We start from the raw sequence: 18,385 nt of genomic DNA, 5'->3' as shown, positions 1-18,385 counted from the left end.
TGCACAGAGGGAGAGTCGATGACCCTGAAGGTCCTCGTCGTGGGCGCGGGTGTCGTCGGCGCCGCCTGCGCCTTCCACGCCACCTTGGCGGGCCTCGATGTCACGGTCATCGACCGCGGCCCCGTCGGCGCCGGGACGACAAGCCGCGGAGAGGGCAACATCCTGCTCTCCGACAAGGAACCGGGGCCCGAACTCGCCCTGGCCCGCCTGAGCCGTGCGCTCTGGGACGAGACCGGCGAGGAACTCGGGGCGGAATCCCTTGAGTTCGAGCCCAAGGGCGGCCTGGTCGTCGCGAGCACGGACGAAGGCCTCCCGGCGCTCCGCGCATTCGCGGAGCGGCAGGCAGCGGCCGGCGTCCTCGTCGAGCCGGTCGATCGCGTGCACGACCTCGAACCCCGCCTCGCACCGGGGATCCCCGGCGGGGTCCATTACCCGCAGGACGCCCAAGTGCAGCCCGTTCTCGCGACGGCCGCACTGCTGCGCGCCGCCGTGGCGCGTGGCGCGCGCTTCCGCACAGGCGAGGTCGCCACCGCAGTGACCGGCCGGGACGGCCGGGTCACCGGCATCCGGACGACGGCCGGCGACGTCCTGCCCGCCGATGCCGTCGTCAACGCTGCTGGAACGTGGGGCGGTGATGTCGGCCGCCGGCTGGGTGCACCCATCGAGGTACTGCCACGCCGGGGCTTCGTCCTCGTCACCGAACCGCTGCCACCGATGGTCCGGCACAAGGTCTACTCGGCCGACTACGTCGCCAACGTCGCCTCGTCCGACGCCGGACTGGAGACCTCGTGCGTCGTCGAGGGCACGCGCGGCGGCACGATCCTCATCGGCGCCAGCCGGGAACGCGTCGGCTTCGACGCGACGATGAATCCCGCCGTGGTCGCCGAACTCGCCGCGCAGGCCTGCCTGTTGTTCCCCTTCCTGAGTGAGGTCCACGTGATCCGCGCCTACCGCGGATTCCGGCCGTACTGCCCGGACCACCTGCCGGTCATCGGTCCCGACCCGCGGGTCCCGGGGGTCGTCCATGCCTGCGGTCACGAGGGCGCCGGTATCGGTCTCGCACCCGCAACGGGTGCGCTCGTGACCGCCCACCTGCTGGGGCGCCCCTGGCAGGGCGCCGATCCGGCGGCGCACACCGGCCTCCTGCCCGACCGCTTCTTCGCCTCCGGAGGTGGATCAGAGTGAGCGAGATCGTCGTCGATGGAAGGCCGCTGGCGTTCATCGAGGGACAGACCGTCGCCGCGGCCCTCGTGGCCGCAGGCCGGGTCGCCTGGCGCACCACCCGCATCGGGCACCGCCCGCGCGGCGTGTTCTGCGGGATCGGCGTCTGCTTCGACTGCCTGGTGACGATTGACGGAGCGGGTGGGCAGCGCGCCTGTCTCGTGCCGGCACGTCCGGGCATGACCGTCACGACCGGGGAGGGCGGCGATGAGTGAATCAGCGGATCTCATTGTTGTGGGTGCGGGTCCGGCCGGTATGGCCGCGGCGGTCACGGCTCTGGCCGGCGGGCTGCGCGTCCTCCTCGTCGACTCGGGCACCGCCGTCGGAGGTCAGTTCTGGCGGCATCCGCCCGAGCACGCGCGGTCGGCGATCCGGACAGCGGATCTCCACCATGAACTGCGGGATTACCATGCGCTCTCCCGTGCGCTGTCGGCAGGCCGGGCGGAGGGCCGGCTCGGACTGCGTCTGGCGCACCACGTGTGGTCCGCCGTCCGCGAGGGCGACGGATTCGCGGTCCGCGCGGTCGACCGGCGCGAGACGCCCGAGGAGACCGCCGTGGTCCTGCGCGCGCCAAGACTGCTCGTGGCCACCGGGGCCTACGACCGGCAACTGCCGTTCCCCGGCTGGGACCTGCCGGGTGTACTCACCATCGGTGGCCTCCAGGCGCTGCTCAAGGGTGGAGGAGTCACGGCCGGAAGCCGCGTGGTGCTGGGCGGCACCGGCCCGTTCCTGCTGCCGGTGGCCGCAGGCCTCGCGCAACGCGGGGTCGAGGTGGTCACGGTGTGCGAGGCGGCCCACCCGCTGGCGTGGCTGCGGCACCCGGGAGCGCTGGTGCGCAACCCGGGCAAGTGGGCCGAGGGTGCCCGGTACGCCGCCGCGCTGGCGCGCCACGGCATCCGGGTCCGGCCGCGCACGGCGGTTGTCGCCGCCGAAGGGGGCGACCGCGTCACGTCGGTCCTGATCGCCTCGCTGGCGCACGACGGCAGTCCGCGCCGGGGCACGGAACGACGGGTCGAGGTCGATGCCGTTGGCGTCGGCTGGGGCTTCACTCCCCAGCTCGACCTGCTCCTCCCGCTCGGCTGCGAGCTCAGGGATTCCGAGGACGGTAACGCGGTCGTCGCCGTCGACGACGGGCAGCGCACCACCGTCCCCGGACTCTATGCCGCGGGCGAAGCGTGCGGAGTGGGCGGCGCCCCACTCGCGGTGGGTGAGGGACGCCTCGCTGCCGAGTCGGTTCTCGCCGATGCGGGAGCGGCTCCCGCGCTCGGGAAGAAGCACGTGGCCAGGGTGCGCGCCACGGTGGCCAGGCAACGTGCCTTCGCACGGGCGATGGGCCTTGTGCACCCGGTCCCGCCGGCGTGGTCCTCGTGGCTGACCGACGAGACCGTCGTGTGCCGGTGCGAGGAGGTGACCGCGGGCGCGGTGCGGGCCGCCTGCACCGACGGCGAAGCATGTGATCACCGGCAGGTCAAGCAGCTGACCCGGGCCGGTATGGGCTGGTGCCAGGGGCGGATGTGCGGACCGGCCATCCACTGCCTCGCATCACAGGAGCGGGCCTACGTGCCCGCGGAACGACTCGTCGCGACGCCCGTCACCCTCGGTGCGCTCGCCGACTTCGCAAAACACAGTGAAAACTGACAAAGGAGCATGTATGAGCGAGACTCGCAAGCCCTGGCACGGCGTCATCGTCGCGACGAGCCTGCCGTTCAACGACGACCTCACGGTGGACTTCGGCGCCTATGGGGAGAGCGTCGCCTGGCTCGCGGAGCAGGGGCTGCACGGTGTCGCGCCGAGCGGGTCACTGGGCGAGTACCAGACCTTGACGTACGAGGAGCGCGACCGCGTCGTCGAAACGGCCGTTGCGCAGGCGCCCGAGGGGTTCACCGTGATGCCGGGCGTCGGCGCCTACGGCGGCGGCGAGGCCCAGCGGCATGCCCGGTTCGCCAAGGACGCGGGCTGCCAGGCCGTCATGTGCCTGCCGCCGAACGCCTACCGCGCCGACGACCGAGCCGTCCTCGAGCACTTCGAGCTGGTGGCCTCGGTCGGTCTCCCCGTCACCGCGTACAACAACCCCATCGACACCAAGGTCGACCTGCGCCCGGAGCTGCTGGCCAAACTGCATGCCGAGGGCTTCATCGTCGGCGTCAAGGAGTTCTCCGGTGATGTCCGGCGGTGCTACGAGATCTCCGAGCTCGCACCTGGCCTCGACCTCATGATCGGCACTGACGACACCGTTCTGGAGGTCGGCACAGCCGGCGCCAAGGGCTGGGTTGCCGGTTATCCTCAGGTCTTTCCCCGGGCCTGCCTCGCGCTGTACAACGCCTCGGTCGCCGGTGACCTCGAGACGGCCCTGCCGCTCTACCGTCAGCTGCACGCGGTACTGCGGTGGGACAGCAAGACGGAGTTCGTCCAGGCCATCAAGCTCGGTCAGGAGATGATCGGCCGGCGGGGTGGCGCCTGCCGCCCGCCGCGTCAGCCGCTCGGCCCGGAGACGGAGGCCGTCGTGCGCAGTGCCACCCAGGCCCTCATCGACGCCGGAGTCAACTGACGATGCGCTCGACTGTCTGTTACCACGCCGTCGACTCACACACCGAGGGGATGCCGACCCGCGTGATCACGGGTGGCGTCGGCGTCATCCCCGGGGCGACCATGTTCGAGCGGCGGCAGCGGTTCGTGGCAGAACGGGAGCAGCTGCGCACGCTGCTCATGTACGAGCCGCGCGGGCACGCGTCGATGTCCGGGGCCATTCTGCAGCCCCCGACCCGGCCGGACGCCGACTTCGGCGTGCTCTTCATCGAGGTCTCCGGATGCCTGCCGATGTGCGGGCACGGGACCATCGGCGTCGCGACGGTCCTCGTCGAGACGGGGATGGTCGAGGTCGTGGAACCGGAGACCCTGGTCCGTCTCGACACACCGGCGGGGCTGGTCACAGCCCGGGTGCGGGTCCATGACGGCCACGCCGAGTCGGTCACCCTGGAGAATGTCGCATCGTACTGTCATGCACTCGATCAGGTGGTGGATGTCGAGGGGTATGGGCCGGTGCGGTACGACATCGCCTACGGCGGCAACTTCTACGCCATCGTCCGACTCGAGGATCTCGGCATTCCCTTCGACCGGGCGGAGAAGCAGCGGCTGCTCGATGCCGGGCTGTCCGTCATGAAGGCGATCAACACGCAGAACCCGGTGGCCCACCCGGAAAATCCCGAGATCAATGTGTGCCACCACGTCTATCTTGAAGCTCCCGGATCGACTGCCGAGCACTCGCGGCACGCCATGGCGATTCATCCGGGTTGGTTCGACCGGTCTCCCTGCGGCACCGGCACCAGCGCCCGGATGGCGCAGCTGCACGCACGACGGCAGCTGCTGGTCGGCCAGGAGTTCGTCAACGAGTCGTTCATCGGATCCCGGTTCGTCGGCCGGGTCCTCGGGGAGACGGTGGTCGGGGGCCGGCCGGGCATCCTGCCATCCGTTACGGGACGCGCCTGGATCACCGGAACCGCGCAATACATGCTGGACCCCTCCGACCCCTATCCGGCCGGTTTCACACTCTGAGTGATCTCGTATGCCGCCCACGCGGCATACGAGATGGCCAAAAAGTCACGCGTCCATCACAAGTGTCACCAGAGCTCGCACCTCATGACGTCGACGGCTATCGTTTATGCAATGTCACACATCACAGCATGTGTGCATGACGTCGGCCCGGGCGGGGTTGCGCGCCCACCCCAGCGAAACCCTCGGCCCAACACGCCCGTCTCCATCTGTGCAATGTCACACATTACAGAGGCGTGGTGTTCCGCAGCAGACCCACGCGCCACCACAAGTGCCGGCGCCCCTTCCCTTCCACGACCCCAAGACAGCCACTGTGCAATGCCTCGGATCGCATGCAGGTGCGTGGCATTGCCGCAGCCGAGGAGCGACCTCGGCCAACGGACGGTCCGCCCGTCGGCGGATCACGCGAGATGGAGTAAGGCATGACCCTCATTCGTCGCGGCACCATGGCGGCGGCCGCCATGGCACTCGGGCTCACCACCACCGCATGTGGCGGCGGTCTCACCCAGGACAGTTCCGGAGGTGACAGTTCTTCCGGCCCCATCAAGCTCGGCATGCTCACTCCGCTGACCGGCAGCTCGGCCGCCATCGGCCCCTACATGAAGGACGGAGCCCAGCTCGCAGTCGACGAGATCAATGCCAAGGGCGGGGTCGACGGCCGCAAGCTCTCGCTCACCGTCGAGGACGAGGCGTGCGACCCGAAGACGGCCGCCGCCGGTGCCGCCAAACTCGTCAGTGCCGGCATCGACATCTCGGTCGGTGGCTACTGTTCCTCGGCGACTCTGCCGACACTGAGCATCTTCGGCAAGGCCCACATCCCCATGCTCATCCCGGCCGCCAACTCCGCCGACCTGGTCTCACAGAAGCAGGAGAACGTCTTCCTGCTCAACGGCACAGGCATCCAGCAGGCGGAAGCCGCGGCGCAGTTCATTGAGGCGGCGGGCAGCAAGGGCGTCGCCCTGGTGGATGACAACACCTCATACTCCACCGACATCACGAAGCGCACCGAAGAGGATCTGAAGAAGTCCGGCGTTGAGGTCGTCAACCACCAGTCGGTCACCGCGGGCGAGTCGGACTACTCCGGTGCCATCAACGCGGTGCTGGATTCACGGGCGGACTTCGTCTACTGGACGGGGTACTACCAGGAGGGCGGCCTGCTCATCAAGCAGCTCAAGGCCGCGGGTTACCAGGGCGAGATCATGGTCGCGGATGGTTCGGTCGACGCCAAACTGATCCAGATCGCCGGACGGGAGAACGCGCAGGGCGTCTTCGCGACGATGACTCAGACGCCGCAGACCATTCCGGGGGGCGAGGCCTGGGTCGCCACGTACCGGAAGAAGTTCGGCTCCGAGCCCGGTCCCTACTCGACGCAGGCATACGACGCGGTGCGCGTCGCCGCGGAGGCGGTCAGGAAGGCCGGCTCCACCGACGGTCGGGCCGTCACCAGCGCACTCGAGCAGATCGACGGCCTCAAGATCTTCTCCGGCCCGCTGAAGTTCACGGCCCAGCACACGCTGAGCGCCGGCGGCTTCGACATCCTCGTCGTCAGAGACGACAACTTCGTCCTCAACAAGTGACGTCGGCCGGGTGGCCGGTCACCACCGGTCGGCCACCCGCGCGTCGCTGCTTCCCCTCACGCACCGGGATCGCGCATGGACCACTTCGCCCAACTCGTACTCAGCGGCCTGTTCGTCGGCTCGTTCTACGCCCTGGTCGCACTCGGCTACTCGATGGTCTACGGGATCATCAAACTGCTCAACTTCGCTCATGGCGACATCTACATGCTCGGAGCGTTCGCCGGCTTCACCGTGCTCAGCGTCGGCGCGGGTGCGCTCGGCGGGGGATTCTTCGCACTCATCACCATCATGATCGTCGCGATGATCGCTACCGGTTCGTTCGGCATGGTGCTGGAGCGGACGGCCTACCGCCCGCTGCGAAGCGCCCCGCGACTGTCCGTCCTCATCACCGCTGTAGGTGCGAGTTTCGCGCTCGAGTACGGCATCGCGGTTGCCTTCGGCCCGACCCCGGAGGTGTACCGGATAGGCATCCACGGTGGCACGCTGGACATCGCAGGCGCGCGCATGTCCTATGCCCAGCTCGCGATGACGGCCATCGCGGTCGTGCTCATGGTCGCCCTCGACACCCTGGTCCGCAAGACCCGCTCGGGCCGTGCGATGCGGGCGATCTCGCAGGACCCCAAGGCATGCCTGCTCATGGGCGTCAACGTCGACCGGGTCATCTCGCGGACCTTCTTCCTCGGATCCGCACTGGCCGGCGCCGCAGGTGTCATGGCCGGTGCCTACTACGGGAAGATCGACTTCCTGATGGGTTTCATCATCGGGCTCAAGGCGTTCACCGCGGCGGTCATCGGCGGCATCGGGAACCTGCGCGGAGCCGTTCTCGGCGCGGTCGTACTCGGTCTGCTGGAGTCGTTCGGGGCCGCCTACCTCGGCAGTGAGTGGCGAGACGTCTTCGCGTTCGGCTTCCTCATCCTCTTCCTGACCGTGCGCCCCACAGGGCTGCTCGGCGAGCGTGTCACGGAGCGTGTGTGATGAACGACGAGTCGACTCTGCGCGTCGGCGAGGAGGCCTCGGCCTACGTCAACGCCGTGGAGGAACGCGCGCCTGCCAACAATGCGCTCGCGGGCAAGGGAGTCGGGACGCCGAAGTCGAGCCGTGCGGCCATCGCCGGGGCGGCGTCCGGCATCCTGGCGAGCAGGTGGCTCGGCCTCGGCGTGGCCGCGGCCGCGGTGGCACTGCCGTACCTCGATTCCGGCACCTACACCATCCAGCTCGCCACGGACGCGCTCATTTTCGTGATGCTCGCGGTCGGGCTGAACATCGTGGTCGGCTACTGCGGACTCCTCGACCTCGGGTACGCCGCGTTCTTCGCGGTCGGCGCGTACACCTCGGGCCTCCTGGCGACGAAGTTCGGGTGGCCGCTGATCGCGACCGTCCCCGTGGTCGTGCTCGCCGCGATCGTCGGCGGACTCCTCATCGGCGGGCCGACGCTTCGGCTGCGCAGCGATTACCTGGCCATCGTCACCCTCGGCTTCGGCGAGATCATCCGCATCACGGCGAACAATCTCGACTTCACCGGCGGACCGAACGGCTTGTACGGCATCCCCGGCTTCGGTGACTTCGGCCTGCGTGCCGACATCGCCCTCTACTGGGTCACCGCGGTCGTGGTCTGTGCCGCGGTGCTGTTCTCGAGCCGGCTCGGACGTGGCCGGACCGGCCGGGCGTGGCGGTTCGTCCGCGAGGACGAGGACGCCGCCGAGGCCATGGGGATCCACACCTACAAGGTGAAGTTCGCGGCCTACATCGCCGGCGCGGTCTTCGGCGGTATCGCGGGCGTGCTGTTCGCGGCGCATCAGACGGCGATCTCTCCGCCGAGCTTCAACTTCTTGTGGTCGGCGCTCATTCTGATGGCCGTCGTCCTGGGCGGTATGGGTTCCACGCCCGGTGTCGTGGTCGGGGCTCTCGCGATCTCGCTGCTCCCCGAGCTGCTGCGTGGCGCGGAGAACTGGCGTTATCTCATCTTCGGTCTGCTGCTGATCGTCTTCATGATCTTCCGCCCGCAGGGACTGCTGCCGGCCCGTAGTGGCGAGACCAGGCGGCACGGGCGCCGATCCCCGGGAGGTGCGTCGTGAGCAGGGTGCTCCTCGACGTGAAGGACATGGCGGTCTCGTTCGGTGGAGTACGTGCCGTCGACGGCCTGAGGTTCTGCGTCCACGAAGGTGAGGTGCTCTCGGTCATCGGCCCGAACGGTGCCGGCAAGACAAGTGCCTTCAACTGCATCACCGGCTTCTACCGGCCTTCGGCGGGCTCGGTGACGTTCGGCGGCACCGACATCACCGGGAAGCGGCCGGCCGTGATCGCCGCGAGCGGGATCGCGCGGACATTCCAGAACCTCCGGCTCTTCGGCGACCTGACGGTGCTGGACAACGTGCGGGCCGGCATGCACGTCCGCATCAAGCAGAACGTCCTCGACGCGATGCTGCATACGCCGCGCTACTGGCGCGGTGAGGACGCGGCCACCGCCGAGGCGCACACGTGGCTGGACTTCGTCGGGATGGAGTACGACCGGACCGCGCAGATCCGCAACCTCCCGTACGGCGAGCAGCGGCGCGTCGAGATCGCCCGAGCGCTGGCCCGTGAGCCCCGGATGCTTCTGCTCGACGAGCCGGCGGCCGGACTCAACCACGGGGAGAAGACGCAACTGCTCGACCTCATACGGCGCATCGCCGGCCTCGGGATCGCGGTGGTCCTGATCGAGCACGACATGGGCCTGGTCATGGAGGTGTCCGAACGGATCGTCGTCCTGAGCCACGGCAAGGAGATCGCCGAGGGCACCCCGGCGGCGATCCGGACGAACCCGGCGGTCATCGAGGCATACCTCGGTGCGGAGGACGAGGAAGCACATGCGGAGGCCGCGCGTATCGCGGCCGAAGGGGGCCCGGGTGGCACGGCGGAGGTGGAGTGGTGAAGACAATCCTTGACATCAAGGGCCTTGAGGTCGCCTACGGCAAGGTGGAAGCCCTCGGGGGGCTCGACCTCACCGTCGGCGAGAACGAGATCGTCGCGCTGCTGGGCAACAACGGCGCCGGCAAGTCCACGACGGTCTCCGCGATATCCGGCGTGGTGCGGTCCCGGGCCGGGACCGTCACGGCGTACGGAGAAGACATCACGGCGGCGACGCCCTGGTCCATCGTCGAACGCGGGATCGTGCACGTGCCCGAGGGCCGGCGGATCTTCTCACGGCTGACGGTCCATGAGAACCTTCAACTCGGCGGCTACACCGTGCGCGACAGCTTGTCGATCGACCAACGGATCGATCAGGTCTACGAGTTGTTCCCGCGCATGGCCGAGCGCCGCAACCAGCAGGGCGGCACCCTCTCCGGCGGAGAACAGCAGATGCTGGCGATCGGCCGGGCGCTGATCGCCGGGCCCCGGCTGGTCATGCTGGACGAACCGTCGATGGGACTGGCCCCGCTGGTCGTGGCCCACGTCATGGACGCCATCGTGTCGATCAACCGGGCAGGCACGTCGGTGCTGCTCATCGAGCAGAACGCACGGGCCGCCCTCAAGATCGCCCACCGCGGTTACGTCATCGACTCCGGCCGCGTCACGGTGACCGGGCCGGCCGCCGACCTGCGCGCCGACCCTCAGGTCGTCGAGGCATACCTGGGAGCGTGAACGATGAGAAGAACGGACCCGATCGAGACGATCGACTGGCATACCGGCGGCGAACCGTTCCGCATCGTGCCCTACAGCCCCGCCGCGGTGACCGGTGCGGGACTGACCGTCGCCGAGCGCCGGATCGTCGCGATGGAGAGCGGGGACGTGCAGTGGCTGCGGGCGCTGCTGTGCAGCGAGCCCCGCGGTCACGCGGACATGTACGGCGGTTTCCTGGTTCCACCGGACGACGCCGACGCCCACCTCGGTGTCCTCTTCTGGCACAAGGACGGGTTCTCCACGGCATGCGGACACGGGACGATCGCCCTCGGCGCCTGGGCAGTCGCCTCCGGCCGGGTTCCGGCTCCCGCCGACGGCGTGACGGACGTCGTGGTCGACGTCCCCTCAGGGCGTGTCACGGCGAGCGTCCGCACCAGCGGAGGGCTGGTCGATGAGGTGACGTTCACGAACGTCGCCGGCCATGTCCACGCCGGCGGCGTCGAGGTCGCGACTTCACACGGGACGGTCTGCGTCGACATCGGGTTCGGCGGTGCGATGTATGCCGTGCTGCCGGCACAGGCGGTCGGCCTGCGGGTGCGGCCGCAGGAGGTCACGGAGCTCATCACGGTGGGCCGCGAGATCCGCAGTGCGCTGAACGCTGCCGGTGCCGCCGAGCACCCGGGCGATGCCCGGCTGTCCGGGATCTATGGCACGGTCTTCACGGAGGAGGTCTCCCCTCCGCGGCTGCGGGCCGACGGCAGCCGGGAGTTGCACCAGCGCAACATCACGGTGTTCGCCGATGGTGAGGTCGACCGATCCCCGTGCGGTTCGGGCACGTCGGCCAGAGTCGCGCTGCTCGCGGCCACCGGGGAACTGCAGCCGGGTGACGAGCTGCGGCACGAGTCCGTGGTGGGCTCCGTGTTCCGCGCGCGGATCGCGGAACAGACCACGGCACACGGACTTCCGGCGGTCGTCACGGCGGTGACGGGCACGGCCCATGCCGTCGGGACGTGCCGATTCACCGTCGATCCCCGGGACGTGCTCGTTCCCGGATTCGTGCTGCGGTGAGCGCGATTCTCGATGCCGAGGACGTCTTCGCGCTCGGTTACGCCGCCGCCGTGGCCGCCGTCCGCGACGCACTGGCCGCGGGGCTCGATCCGGACCACGACGCACCGCGCAGCGTCCTTGGTCTGGCCAGCGGCCAGGGGCTGCTCATGCCGTCGGAGGCCGGCGGCTGGTTCGGGGTGAAGGTCGCGACCGTCGCTCCGGGCAATGCCGCACGTGGCCTGCCACGGATCAACGCGACGTACCTCCTGCACGACAGTGGGACGCTGGCTCCCGCCGCGATCCTCGACGGGGTCGCGCTGACGACCCTGCGCACCCCCGCAGTCTCGGTGGGGGCCTGTCTGGACCGGCTGCATGTTCTCGCGGACCTCTCCCCCGGCGGGCTGCGGCTCGTGGTCTTCGGGGTGGGCCCGCAGGGCGAGGGGCACGCGCGCACGATCCGGGCACACGTGCCCCTCGCCGATGTCACGGCCGTGACGCGGCGCGGCGGTGCGACCCCGGTGTGGGCGGATCGTCACCTGGCCGCGGAGGACGCGGCGGTCACCGGTTGCGTTGGCAAGGCCGACGTCATCGTCACCGCGACCTCGGCCCGCCGGCCGGTCGTGGACGGACGTCTCGTACGCGACTCAGCCCTTGTGCTGGCCGTCGGTTCTCATGAGCCGTCGGTGCGTGAGCTCGACGGTGTGCTCATGGGCCGTGCAACGGTCATCGTCGAGAGCCGGGGCGTCGCGCTTCGCGAGGCTGGGGACGTCATCCTCGCGGTGCAGGAGGGCAGGTTCGACCCGACTTCCCTGGTGACCATGGCCGACCTGCTCGGCGCGGGGGGCACGGCTCTCCCGGGTGACCGCCCAACCGTCGTGAAAACATCCGGGATGGCGTGGGAGGACCTGGTCGTCGCCGTCGCGGCCTACCGGCAGTGGCGTGCGGCGTGAACCGCCCTCGACGAGCCCGTGCTGTGCAAGCGGTGCGGCGAAGCGGCGAGGGGGCCGGCACACGCGTGGATCTTCCCGGCGGGCCGGGGGCGTGCTGCCGGCCGGGACCGTCCGCAAGGCCGGCTTGGACACCGCGACAGCGGCGGCGCCGGCGCCGTGGCGGAAGGCCCGAGCGGTACACGATCCGGGGCAAGATCCTGCTGGACGTGGCCCTGGCGGTCGCGCTGGGCGGGGACTGCCTCGCGGATGTCGCCATCCTGCGGGCCGAGCCGGCCGGGTCCGGGCGGGTGACGCCGGCCGCAAGCACAGCCTGCCCCGACAGCACCGGCCCCGCGACCAGGCCGGACTCTGCCGCCGAAACCCGCCGAAGAGGTATAGCGCGGGTATAGCCGGGCGTCCCAGGGTGGGGGAAGGCCGTGCTGTGGCCGTCGCGGCATGGACGGGACGGCCGCCGCGGGCCCTGGTTTCCGCTGCCCTCTACGTATGGAGTCGACCGTGCACCCCGTCGATTCGAGCGACCGGACGGTCCGGGGCCGCCGCGGCCGCCTTGCCGGAACAGGCACGGTTCACATCTGGCACGGCCGGGTCGCGGACGAACTCGTCCCGGACGACCTCGCCCTCCTCGATGACGAGGAACTCCGGCTCACTCGCGGGAGGCGGCCTCCGTTCGACGCCCATTACGCGGGCGCCCACGCCGTGCTGCGCCGTCTGCTCGCCGATCACTACCTCGGCCGGTCCCCCGGCGCGATCCAGTTCGGCCGGCACAGCTGCCCGGCCTGCGGGGACCGCACACACGGCCGGCCCCGGATCGTCCGGCCCGCCACCAGCCTGGAGTTCAGTCTCTCCCGGTCGGGTCCGCTCTGGGCCCTGGCCGTCACGGCGGGGGCGGCTGTCGGTGTCGACATCGAGAGCAGCCACGGCTCCCCGCCGGACGGCGTGTCGGAACTGGTGTTGTCCGACCGTGAACTGGCCCGGATGCGGGCGATGAGGCACGCGGACGGCCGGCAGGAGTTCCTGCTCCGCTCCTGGACCCGGAAGGAAGCGGTTCTGAAGGCCGTCGGGACCGGCATCGTCACCGATCTGCGCGGTCTGGACGTGCTGCCCGCCGATGCGGATCCGGTGGTCGTCGAGCACACCGGTCCGGGCCGCCGGGGCAGTTGGCTCGTCGAGGAGGTAAACCTGGGCCCGGGCCTCGTCGCCGCGCTGGCCAGGGAGGCGGGACGGGCCACCGGTCCCGTCGAACTGCGGGTCCTCGGCGACCCGCCCCGGCATGGCCGTGGGCATCGCGTGCAAGCAGGCGAAGAACAGGATTGACGGTGTTTTGGCCGTCCTCGAGTGGTCAGGAGCGACCATGACGACGCACAGTCCGTTCCGGTGTTTTCTGCCGCGTCCCCGGGCACGGATCCGGCTGTACTGTTTCCCGCACGCGGGGGGAGCCGCATCCGTCTTCCACAGCTGGGCCCGTTTGCTCCCGGAGACGGTCGAGCTGATCGCCGTCCAGTATCCCGGGCGGCAGGACCGTTACCACGACTCCATGCCCGGCTCGTTGCCCGAGCTGGCGGAGGAGATCGTACGGGCCTTGGAGACGCCCTTGGACCGTCCCACCGCGTTCTTCGGACACAGCATGGGGGCCATGGTGGCGTTCGAAGCGGCCCGCCGGCTCCAGCCGCGATTCCCCTCGCCCTTGCGCGCTCTGTTCGTTTCCGCGTGCAAGGCACCGGCGGAACGCGTGCCCCGGAGCCTGCCACTCGAGGAGGACGCGCTGCGGGCCTACCTCCGCGAGCTGGGAGGAGAGGGCGCACGGGCGCTGGAGGAGGACGAGGAGCTGTGGCAGCTCGCCCATCCCGTCCTCTCCGGGGACCTGCGGGTGATCGAGAAGTACGAGTACAGCGCGGGTGCTCCGCTGACGTGCCCGCTGGTCGCCATAGGCGGCAACGGGGACCCGTCGGTCACGCCCGCCGACCTGGAGCGGTGGAAGGACTACGCCATCGGCGGCGCCACCGTGCACGTGGTCGACGGCGGGCACTTCTACTTCGACGATGCGCTGCCCCGGCTCACCGGAATCCTGACCGGGGAGCTGGCCCGGCTGCCGGCCCGGTGAGCCGGGTCCGGTCACGGCGGCGTTCCGGTCGTCTCCTCTCCGGAGCTCCGGGGCCGCCGGCCCGCGACCCCTAGGGGTCGACTCGCAGATTTCCCTGGTCGCTCCCGCCAGCTGTTGCCTCCCGGTTTGGCACCTGCCAACATTTTCATGCAGGTGCAGACGGGAGCACAACACCAAGGGGAGTTGGTCGGCATGGACAGCGCGCACTGGATGTACGCGCTCCTCATCGTCGTCACCATGCCGCCCATGGTGCCGAACTCGGCTCTGCTGACAGGGGCGGGCGCCCTCGCCGCGACGGGCGGTCTCAGTCTCGCCCCTCTTGCCGCCATCCTCCTGGCCAGCGCGACCCTGGGGGACCTCGGGGTCTTCTGGCTGGGCCGCAGGTCGCGCGGTCGCGCGCTGGCCTGGATGTCACGGAACGCCCGGCGCCGCTCGACACTGGAGTGGACGGCGCAGCGGATCCAGCGGTACGGAGTTCCCTCCGTGATCGCGATACGCTTCGTGCCCACCGGGCGCGGGACGGGCGGTGTGGCTGCCGGCATCATGGGTTACCCCCTGCACAAGTACCTGGTGGGGGCGGGGATCGCCGAGGCTCTGTTTCTCTCGTACACCATCGGCTTCGGCTACCTGGGCGGCCGGGCGCTCCCGGACGTCCCCCCGTTCCTGATCGGGCCCGCGCTGTCCCTGCTCGTCGCGGGCAGCGTCGTGATCGTGCAGGGCTTCTTACGGCCTCGTCCCAACACGTACGCATCATGAGCGAGTTGGCGATCGGAGTGCCTGACCGACATGACCGGAAACCCCCTCACGCACCTGCCGGCGCCTCCCGGCATGTTGGGTGCGCCGCTGTGAGAACCTCCTTCCGCGACGGAGACGACATGGTGCATGTGTTGGCCACGCTGGCCAACCCGCACCGCCTTCGGGTCGTGGCCGCCCTGTCCCGTCGGCGCAACTACGTGAGCCAGCTGGCCCGTGAGCTGGGCATCAGCCGTCCCCTGCTCCAGGCCCACCTGAGGAAGCTCGAGGCCGCGGGTCTCGTCTCGGCCCACCTGGAGATATCGAGCGATGGAAAGGCCATGAAGTTCTACGAGGTGACCCCTTTCACGCTCGATCTCACACCGGAAACCATCGCGGCAGCCGTGGCGACGCTCAGCTCGCCCGACACCGTCCAGCCGGACGGTGAGAAAGGATCTCCGTCATGAACTCCCGAGGCTGGCAAGAAGTCATCGGAGCTGTCGGCATTTTCGGCATGGTCATCGTGATCGTCACGATCGTCGTCTGGAACATGGCAGCGACTTGGCGCGCCAGAGCCATTCTTGCCCGCGATTACGAGTACCGGACACTCGCCGAGAAATCGACGCGGAGCCAGGATGCCATCGAGCAGAAGCTGACCGAAATCGACGAGCATCTCGCCGATCTTCGGACCCGCGTGCAGTCGGTCGAGCGCGTCCTCAAGGAGATCGAGTGACGGGATAACAGAACCGTGCCGCCAAGCGGCAACTTGACGGCACGGCGAAACAGAAGCAACGCCTCACCAACGGTGAGTTCCTCAGCGCATCGCTCCTTTCAGGAAGGACCCTAGTTCATGCCGCGCAAGCGCAAGCACGTCACTACGGAGAGAGACCGCTCCGTCACCGGGCCGCGGGACCGCCGGACACCGGAAACACCCGCGAAGGGTGACTTATCCTCCGGTGGGGGTCAGGGCGCGTTCATCGAACGGATCGCCGGCTGGTCGATGCGGCACCGCGCGCTGGCGATCGGCGGCTGGCTGGCTCTCGTCATCGTGTCGCTGCTCGCCGGCGCCGTATTTTCCGGGTCCAGTGCCATCACGGACGATCCGGGTGAGTCCGGCGACGTCAAGCGGGTGGTGGAGGCACAGAAGAATTACGAGCCGATCCTGGAGAACGTCCTCATCCAGCCGCGCGACGGCGGCGGGGAGTTCACGGACAACCCTGCGCTCGTCAAGGCCACCGAGGACCTGGTGGCCGAGTTCCGCAAGACGCCGGGAGCGGTCACCGGCTTGCGCACCCCGCTGAATCCGGGCTCGGAGCAACAGATCTCGGAGGACGGCCGCTCCGGCCTGGTCACCTTCTTCGTGGCAGGTCCGAATGACAAGATGACCGCGCATTTCGATTCCGTGACGGAGGCGGTGGAACGGGTCGCCGCCCGCAACAAGGACGTGCGCGTCGTGCAGGCCGGTGACGTCAGCCTGTCGCGCGCCGTCGACGAAGCCGTCAAAAAGGACTTCGCCAGCGCCGAGAGCACCTCCCTGCCGGTCACCCTCGTGATCCTGCTCTTCGTCTTCGGTGCCCTGGTCGCGGCGGCGATCCCGCTGCTGCTGGCAGCGACCACCGTCGTGGGCACCTTCGGTCTCATCGCGGTCCTGGAACGGTGGGTCGCCGTCAACAGCGCCGTCACATCGATGATCCTGCTCATCGGCATCGCGGTCAGCGTCGACTATTCCCTGTTCTATCTGCGGCGTGAGCGCGAGGAGCGGGCCGCCGGACGCAGCGTGTCCGAGTCCCTGCACATCGCCTCCCGCACGTCCGGCCACGTCGTCATCGTGTCCGGCATCACGGTGATCCTGTGCCTGTGCGGGCTTCTCCTCAGCGGCCTCGACGTGTTCCGCGGGCTGACGCTCGGCACGGCTCTCGTGGTGGGCCTGGCGATGACCGCCTCCGTGACGGTGCTGCCGGCCCTGCTCGCCGCTCTGGGACACCGCGTCGACAAGGGACGCGTCCCCTGGCTCGGCAAGCGCCGCACGACCGTGGCCGAGTCCCCCGGCTGGCAGCGGCTGGCGCGTGCCGTGGTCAAGCGTCCGAGGGTGTGGGGCGGCGCCGCGGTGGTCGCGCTGCTCGTCATGGCGGCCCCTGCGGTCGACATGCGCCTCCAGGACGCCGCCGTCGTCAACAGCCTGCCCCGCAGCTCTCCGACGGTGGACGCCGCGATCCGTATGCAGGAGGCTTTCCCGGGCGCTCCGACCCCCGCACGGATCGCGGTCTGGGGAATCGACGGCGGGAGGCCGGACACCCCCCGGGTGGAGGCGGCGGTCGACGAACTCCACCAGCAGATCGCCGGCAGTGACGGTCACCTGGCGGGCCCGGTCTCGACGGTCCGGGTGGACGACGTCCTGATGGTGCGCGTTCCGCTGGCGGGCAGCGGCACCGACGAGGTCTCCCATGCCGCACTCGAGCGGCTGCGCGAGGTCGCCCTTCCGGCCACCCTCGGCGAGGTCGAGGGCATCGACTACGCGGTCGGCGGACGGACCGCGTTCGCCGAGGACTTCAAGGACCAGCTCACCTCGCGGTCGGCGCTCGTCGTCGGGTTCGTCCTCCTGCTGGCGTTCGCGCTGCTGCTGGTGGTGTTTCGCTCGCTGGCCATTCCCCTCGTCTCGATCGCGCTGAACCTGCTCTCCATGGGTGCCGCCTACGGAGTGCTCACCTGGGTGTTCCAGGACGGCGCCTTCAGCTCGCTGCTCGGCTTCACCCCGTATGGAGGCGTGGCCGGCTGGCTGCCGCTCTTCATGTTCGTCGTACTGTTCGGCCTGAGCATGGATTACCACATCTTCATCCTCAGCAGGATCCGGGAGCGCAAGCTGGCCGGAGCCGGCACGCGGGAGGCCGTCGTCGGCGGCATCGCCGCCAGCGCGGGCGTCGTCACCAGCGCGGCCGCCATCATGACGGCGGTGTTCAGCGTCTTCATCACCCTCTCCGCCATCGAGAACAAGATGATGGGCGTGGGGATGGCGGTGGCGATCCTCATCGACGCGACCATCGTGCGCGGTGTGCTGCTCCCCGCCGCCGTGGCCATGCTCGGCGAGCGCGCCTGGACCCTGCCGGGGCCGCTCAACCGACTGCCCGGCGAGGGCGAGCAGCCTCAGCCGGCCCCCGTCACCGCCGGCAGCGGTGCGCACACCGGCTAGGCGATCCGCCCGCAGGACGCACGTCCGAAGCCCTCCGGCCCGGAACCCGACATCGATCGGTTTCCGGGCCGGAGGGCTTCCCGGCCGGATAGCTCCGGTATAGACGGAGTATCGGATCGCCGAGAAAACTCATCGACCGGATATGGAATACCCGTATGCCGTTTCCCGGCGACTTCTTGAAAGGGTTTGTCATGGCTGACGAGCAGGACGACGGCCAGATCTACCGTGTCGTGGTCAACGAGGAGGAGCAGTATTCCATCTGGTGGGCGGACCGGGACCTCCCTGCCGGCTGGCGGTCGGAGGGGACCGAGGGAAAGCGCTCGGAATGCCTCGCGCATATCGGTGAGGTGTGGACGGACATGCGTCCGCTGAGCCTGCGCCGTCGTATGGAGCAGGCAGCGGGGAACTGACCTCTCGCTGT

General features: G+C 69.5%; 19 protein-coding genes and 1 pseudogene. All 20 read left to right on the top strand.

The genetic code is table 11. From position 1 onward, the window contains the following. Positions 1–18 precede the first annotated feature (18 nt). Positions 19–1,185 carry an FAD-binding oxidoreductase gene (locus tag KBZ10_RS09005; RefSeq protein WP_210986986.1) on the top strand — a complete coding sequence of 389 codons (1,167 nt, stop codon included), beginning with the start codon at positions 19–21 and terminating at the stop codon, positions 1,183–1,185. Beyond that, the gene (locus tag KBZ10_RS09000; RefSeq protein ID WP_210986985.1) at positions 1,182–1,436 is read left to right on the top strand and encodes a (2Fe-2S)-binding protein; all 255 of its coding nucleotides are present in this window, start codon (positions 1,182–1,184) and stop codon (positions 1,434–1,436) included. The genes KBZ10_RS09005 and KBZ10_RS09000 overlap by 4 nt, the downstream gene beginning before the upstream one ends. Further along, positions 1,429–2,859, top strand: a complete 1,431-nt coding sequence (locus tag KBZ10_RS08995) for an NAD(P)/FAD-dependent oxidoreductase (protein WP_210986984.1) — start codon at positions 1,429–1,431, stop codon at positions 2,857–2,859. Before KBZ10_RS09000 ends, KBZ10_RS08995 begins: the two co-directional genes overlap by 8 nt. Positions 2,860–2,872: 13 nt before the next feature. Next, entirely contained in the window at positions 2,873–3,769 is an 897-nt protein-coding gene (locus KBZ10_RS08990; protein WP_210986983.1) for a dihydrodipicolinate synthase family protein, read from the top strand. 2 nt (positions 3,770–3,771) lie between these two features. Further along, complete coding sequence (locus KBZ10_RS08985; RefSeq protein ID WP_210986982.1) at positions 3,772–4,773, top strand: proline racemase family protein; 1,002 nt, start codon at positions 3,772–3,774, stop codon at positions 4,771–4,773. Between the two features lie 419 nt (positions 4,774–5,192). Continuing rightward, the gene (locus KBZ10_RS08980; RefSeq protein ID WP_247702060.1) at positions 5,193–6,347 is read left to right on the top strand and encodes a branched-chain amino acid ABC transporter substrate-binding protein; all 1,155 of its coding nucleotides are present in this window, start codon (positions 5,193–5,195) and stop codon (positions 6,345–6,347) included. 75 nt (positions 6,348–6,422) lie between these two features. Then, the gene (locus KBZ10_RS08975) at positions 6,423–7,322 is read left to right on the top strand and encodes a branched-chain amino acid ABC transporter permease (RefSeq protein WP_210986981.1); all 900 of its coding nucleotides are present in this window, start codon (positions 6,423–6,425) and stop codon (positions 7,320–7,322) included. Next, entirely contained in the window at positions 7,322–8,422 is a 1,101-nt protein-coding gene (locus tag KBZ10_RS08970; protein ID WP_247702059.1) for a branched-chain amino acid ABC transporter permease, read from the top strand. The genes KBZ10_RS08975 and KBZ10_RS08970 overlap by 1 nt, the downstream gene beginning before the upstream one ends. Next, complete coding sequence (locus tag KBZ10_RS08965) at positions 8,419–9,258, top strand: ABC transporter ATP-binding protein (protein WP_307847300.1); 840 nt, start codon at positions 8,419–8,421, stop codon at positions 9,256–9,258. The genes KBZ10_RS08970 and KBZ10_RS08965 overlap by 4 nt, the downstream gene beginning before the upstream one ends. Next, positions 9,255–9,968, top strand: a complete 714-nt coding sequence (locus tag KBZ10_RS08960) for an ABC transporter ATP-binding protein (protein ID WP_210986979.1) — start codon at positions 9,255–9,257, stop codon at positions 9,966–9,968. Before KBZ10_RS08965 ends, KBZ10_RS08960 begins: the two co-directional genes overlap by 4 nt. Before the next feature lie 3 nt (positions 9,969–9,971). Further along, on the top strand, positions 9,972–11,015 hold the full coding sequence (locus KBZ10_RS08955) for a proline racemase family protein (protein ID WP_210986978.1): 1,044 nt from the start codon (positions 9,972–9,974) through the stop codon (positions 11,013–11,015). Beyond that, the gene (locus KBZ10_RS08950; protein WP_210986977.1) at positions 11,012–11,944 is read left to right on the top strand and encodes an ornithine cyclodeaminase family protein; all 933 of its coding nucleotides are present in this window, start codon (positions 11,012–11,014) and stop codon (positions 11,942–11,944) included. The genes KBZ10_RS08955 and KBZ10_RS08950 overlap by 4 nt, the downstream gene beginning before the upstream one ends. A gap of 91 nt (positions 11,945–12,035) precedes the next feature. Then, positions 12,036–12,234, top strand: a pseudogene (locus KBZ10_RS08945) (IS1380 family transposase); the annotation flags it as partial. A gap of 193 nt (positions 12,235–12,427) precedes the next feature. Continuing rightward, positions 12,428–13,258 carry a 4'-phosphopantetheinyl transferase superfamily protein gene (locus tag KBZ10_RS08940; protein WP_210986976.1) on the top strand — a complete coding sequence of 277 codons (831 nt, stop codon included), beginning with the start codon at positions 12,428–12,430 and terminating at the stop codon, positions 13,256–13,258. 37 nt (positions 13,259–13,295) lie between these two features. Next, positions 13,296–14,045 carry a thioesterase II family protein gene (locus tag KBZ10_RS08935; RefSeq protein ID WP_210986975.1) on the top strand — a complete coding sequence of 250 codons (750 nt, stop codon included), beginning with the start codon at positions 13,296–13,298 and terminating at the stop codon, positions 14,043–14,045. Positions 14,046–14,237: 192 nt separating this feature from the next. Then, on the top strand, positions 14,238–14,801 hold the full coding sequence (locus tag KBZ10_RS08930) for a DedA family protein (protein ID WP_210986974.1): 564 nt from the start codon (positions 14,238–14,240) through the stop codon (positions 14,799–14,801). Positions 14,802–14,920: 119 nt separating this feature from the next. Further along, positions 14,921–15,244, top strand: coding sequence for a winged helix-turn-helix domain-containing protein (locus KBZ10_RS08925; RefSeq protein WP_247702058.1), 324 nt, complete (start codon positions 14,921–14,923; stop codon positions 15,242–15,244). Next, complete coding sequence (locus KBZ10_RS08920; RefSeq protein ID WP_210986972.1) at positions 15,241–15,510, top strand: hypothetical protein; 270 nt, start codon at positions 15,241–15,243, stop codon at positions 15,508–15,510. The genes KBZ10_RS08925 and KBZ10_RS08920 overlap by 4 nt, the downstream gene beginning before the upstream one ends. A gap of 117 nt (positions 15,511–15,627) precedes the next feature. Next, positions 15,628–17,964 carry an MMPL family transporter gene (locus tag KBZ10_RS08915; protein WP_210986971.1) on the top strand — a complete coding sequence of 779 codons (2,337 nt, stop codon included), beginning with the start codon at positions 15,628–15,630 and terminating at the stop codon, positions 17,962–17,964. Positions 17,965–18,155: 191 nt separating this feature from the next. After that, positions 18,156–18,374, top strand: a complete 219-nt coding sequence (locus KBZ10_RS08910; protein WP_210986970.1) for an MbtH family NRPS accessory protein — start codon at positions 18,156–18,158, stop codon at positions 18,372–18,374. Positions 18,375–18,385 lie beyond the last annotated feature (11 nt).

This window comes from Streptomyces sp. F63, assembly GCF_018070345.1.
Taxonomy (GTDB): domain Bacteria; phylum Actinomycetota; class Actinomycetes; order Streptomycetales; family Streptomycetaceae; genus Streptomyces.
Note: the sequence above shows the minus strand (reverse complement) of the source record. Positions and strands in the feature narration are given on the sequence as shown.